Below are 3,684 nucleotides of genomic sequence, written 5' to 3' on the forward strand. Positions count from 1 at the left end.
CGACTCTCTTCTTCCCGCCAACCCGGCTTTGTCGCCTGCGCGACTTCGCCGTTTCGGGGGAGGCGGCTTCTACCACCGCCGCGTTGAGAGTCAACTCCGCTTCGTCGACTCCTTATTCCGTCTTTCAAACTCGTCCGGGAGCTCCGCCGCCGTTGCGGCTTCGCCTTTCCGTCCGAGGGGGCGCGGCTTCTATCACCGCCGCGTTGGGAGTCAACCACCTTCGTCGACTCTCTCTTCCCGGGTTCAACCTGGCTCGCGTGGCCCTCGGCTGAGCCGGTGGGCCGCGGCTTCTACCACCGGCCTCAAGGGTCAACCTTCGGCTCCGCCGCAGAAGGGCAACGGGCGCAGGGTTCAGCGTAACGTTGAGCTTCAGTTCCTCGCCACGAGGCCTACGGTCTCTCCTCCTTGTCGGCAGATTCGTCTGGTGAGAGACCAACGGAGCGAGGGTTTGGACTGTTGCTCTCCAGGAGTCCAAACAGGTATGGGGCGAAGCTGCTCGCAATGCTCGCGCGTCTGCGGTCCCATCTAAACGGATTGCTCGATCGCCTCGGCGATTCGCGGGTTGAGCACGAGGCGCTCCTGCTCAAGTCACAGACGGCGCTCAGCGAGTTCACCGCAAGAGAGGGAACCGCGCTGGGGTCAAGGTCAGGGGGCCACGACATCCGTCGGCCGTGGCTCTCGATGAATTGCGCCCAGAGCGGTGGAATGAATCAGCGCAGGTCCGGTCGTTGCTCGCACAGGCGGACGAAGATCCGTACTCCGTTCGGATTGAGCTCACCAAAGCGGACCATCAGCACGTGCACGACACGCTCGAGCAGGTGGACAACCGTCGCCGTATCCCAGCCAGGGACGTGGGCGAACAACTAGCCAGGCAGAGCGGGCAGGTCACGCCAGGCACTGAGGTTCTCGACGAGCAACACGGCCCGGCTCTCCCCCTTGAGCAGGAGCCCATCCATGAAGGCCCGTTCCGGAATGGAAACCTCGCCGAGCACGCAGGCAACGACGGTCGGGTCGACGTCGCCGCGACGAGTGTGCGCCACCAGCCCGGCAGGCGGGCGCAGGCGTACCGCTCGGTCGTGGATTGCCTCGGACAGGCCCAATGCCGAACGACTGGCCTCCGTGAGAATGGCTTTGAAGTGGGGCACGGCAAGCGCAGCTGCTGTGCGACGCTTGAGACGCGCAGGCAGCTCGGGGAGTCCCTCGGCTCGACGAGCGTCGAGAAGTCGGCCCCACCCCGCCAGCGTGGGCGGAAGACCATGTGCTGGAAGCTCGGTGAGACCTTCACGCCAGGCGGGCCAGACACGCCCGAGGAGCGCAACGAGCTCGCGTCGCTGGTCTTCGACGAGTCGGATCTCGTCACGCCGCCCGGAAGCTCGTATCCAAGGAAGCTCGGAGAGAGCGCCAAAGGCGCCCATCTGAACGCGTCGCCGCTTGAGTGAGCCTGTTGGCGGCCTGGGCACAAGCAATCTCCCTTCGACCACGTTCGGTCTCGAGTGCGGATTCGGCTTGATGGAGTTGAGCCAGCAACGCCGGAACGAGCGCTTCTCTCTGCTGCAGTTTCTCCGCCGCGTCGCACCAGGTGCGCGCGTCGACGTTCTTGCAAATATAATCAATGGTGTCGATCGCCGCGTCCAAGCGGTCCCGCTCCTGGCGAAGCCAGCTGACACGGCCATGAGGATGGTCGAGTTCGGCCTCCAGAGCGGTGGCCGGCGAAGGACGTCGAGCATGTCTTCGACGATGCGCGTAGCCCTGGCGCGACGTGCAACCTCGATCTGTGCAGCAATAGCTCCCTTGTGCTCTTCATCGAGCCAAGCCTTTCGTGCTGCATGATCGGGAGGAGCGAGAAGAAAGGCGCCACAGAGAAGCCCGCGAAGACCGTCGATGCGCGGCCGGAGCGAGCGCGCAGCCTCGGCATGTTGAGTGGCCGCGCCGCGATGTAGCGCAGCGTGTGCCTACGCATCGACCGTGCGACGACGAAGCTCCGCGATTTCAAGAGAAGGAGCACCCGCGAGCCAGACAGCCAGGATAGCAAGCAAAGACGCTCCATCCTCCACCAGACGCTCAAGCACCCGGCGGCGCGCGCACTGTTCCTCGAGTTCCCGCTCGCGGAGTTCAGCCTCTTCGCGAAGCTCCGCAGCTCACTTCTCGCGAGCCTTTCGCCCAAGGCGGGGTCGCTCCGGGATGAGTGACACCCGAAGAGCCAGATCCTCTTCAATCAGGAACGCCTGATGAGCCGTCGCGGTGGCGACCATGGGCGTCGTCCAGCGTCACGAGGGGGGCGCCTCCATCCCCCAGCCACACAGAGGAAAGGATCTAGGCCTGCCTGCGCTCGTTCGTGCTGCGGCAACAGGGTCTTTGACCACCAATGCCTGCGCGAGTGGGCCAAGCCTTGCCTCCAGCAGCCCTGCTTTCTCGATTCCAGCATCCCCGAACCTCGTGGCGAGCAACTCGGCGGCGAGGTTGAGCCCTGAGCCGAAGCTGTTTTGGTCCGAACGCACCTCCTGCGGAGAGAAGCTCGCGTGCAGTCGCTCACGCGTGCGCGTGAGTTCCTCCTCGCGTGCCTCCGCTGCCGCGAGTCGCGCGCCGACGGACACGCGGGCACGTTCCAATGAGGAACGATCCACGAGGGACGTGGGCCCACCCAAGCGACGAGTTCGGGTATCGAATTCCTGCCACAGCAGCTCGCGCTCCGTCAGTTCCCGACGCTGCGTATTCACCTCGGTGAGCGTACGTTCCACCTCAGCAAGGCTCGCTCAAGCCGTGCGTTCATCGTCCTCATGGAGCCTCTGCTCGGCATCCATGCCCTCACGGAGTGAGCGCACCCGCGCACTCGTGGTCTCTTCACCATGCACGCCACCAATCTGCTCGGCTCGCCCGCACACGATGGATTGATGGCCGCTACGCGAGGTGTCGAACTCGCGCGCGAGGACGGAAATGCGGTCCACGAGGGCTCTCTGCCCCCACTGCCTGCGGAGCATGTCGAGCTGCGACGGCATGAGCAGCATCCATGGCGAGCTCGCCGTCAACGAGAGTCCGGAGCGCCTCCAATGCCTTCTCATATTCCTCCCGATTTCGAGGTATCAGCGAGTCGCTGCGTACCATCGCGCCGCTCGCGGTCGGCCTCGGCGAGTCGAGACCGGCTCGCATCGAGATGCATGGCAAGCTCGTCGGGCCCAAGCTCGGAGACACCGAGCAGCGATTCGGCATCCCGTCGCATCGCATCACCTGCTGGTGCGCGCCGGCGCGATGGTGGAACTCCTCGAGCCCTCGCTGCAGCTCCGAGAGACCCGCGGCTGCGTGCTTATGGTTCTCCTGCGCGCGCCGCAGCTCGCAGCGCCGTGACTGACGGGTCTTCTCGGCCGTAGCTCTCGCATGCGCTGCCTGGCGCTCGCTCTTCTCTGCGGCGACGCTGCAAGACGTCCGCTGCTGCCGCAGCGCAGCCTGAAGGCGCGTGAGCCAGTCCCTCGCGCTGTGGAGTGCAGTCTCCCCGTCCACGCGCCGGGCATCAGCCGCCGTCTGGTCCTGGACCACACGCGCCAGGGAGGCATCCGCTTCGACATGGAAGAGGCGCTCCTGGGCTTGAAGGATGGAATGCCAATCAAGCAAGCCTGGGGAGAGCTCGCCAGCGCGAAGATGCGAAACACAGGACGGGAGACACGACGCCCGGGAAGGACACACGCGGGA

At 65.2% G+C, this 3,684-nt stretch carries 4 protein-coding genes; 2 read left to right on the forward strand and 2 right to left on the reverse strand.

Features of this window, described 5'->3' with window-relative positions; genetic code table 11:
* Positions 1 to 797 precede the first annotated feature (797 nt).
* A complete protein-coding gene (locus NR810_RS51915) occupies positions 798 to 1,439 on the forward strand; it encodes a hypothetical protein (RefSeq protein WP_257463610.1) in 642 nt (213 codons plus the stop codon).
* Positions 1,440 to 1,946: 507 nt separating this feature from the next.
* The gene (locus NR810_RS51920) at positions 1,947 to 2,189 is read left to right on the forward strand and encodes a hypothetical protein (RefSeq protein ID WP_257463611.1); all 243 of its coding nucleotides are present in this window, start codon (positions 1,947 to 1,949) and stop codon (positions 2,187 to 2,189) included.
* A 78-nt stretch (positions 2,190 to 2,267) separates the two neighbouring features.
* Here NR810_RS51920 and NR810_RS52995 read toward each other — a convergent pair whose 3' ends face one another.
* Together NR810_RS52995 and NR810_RS51925 are read right to left on the reverse strand one after the other, a co-directional pair.
* Positions 2,268 to 2,738 (reverse strand): hypothetical protein, encoded by a 471-nt coding sequence (locus NR810_RS52995; protein WP_407653913.1) that lies wholly within the window; start codon positions 2,736 to 2,738, stop codon positions 2,268 to 2,270.
* 15 nt (positions 2,739 to 2,753) lie between these two features.
* Positions 2,754 to 2,996, reverse strand: coding sequence for a hypothetical protein (locus tag NR810_RS51925; protein WP_257463612.1), 243 nt, complete (start codon positions 2,994 to 2,996; stop codon positions 2,754 to 2,756).
* Positions 2,997 to 3,684: the final 688 nt, after the last annotated feature.

Origin of the sequence: Archangium lipolyticum (assembly GCF_024623785.1) — a bacterium.
GTDB classification, from domain to species: Bacteria; Myxococcota; Myxococcia; order Myxococcales; family Myxococcaceae; genus Archangium; species Archangium lipolyticum.

Excerpts from the sequence above, each read along its gene's own strand:
- NR810_RS51925 (WP_257463612.1), bottom strand. The coding sequence starts at position 2,996 with ATGCCGTCGCAGCTCGACATGCTCCGCAGGCAGTGGGGGCAGAGAGCC.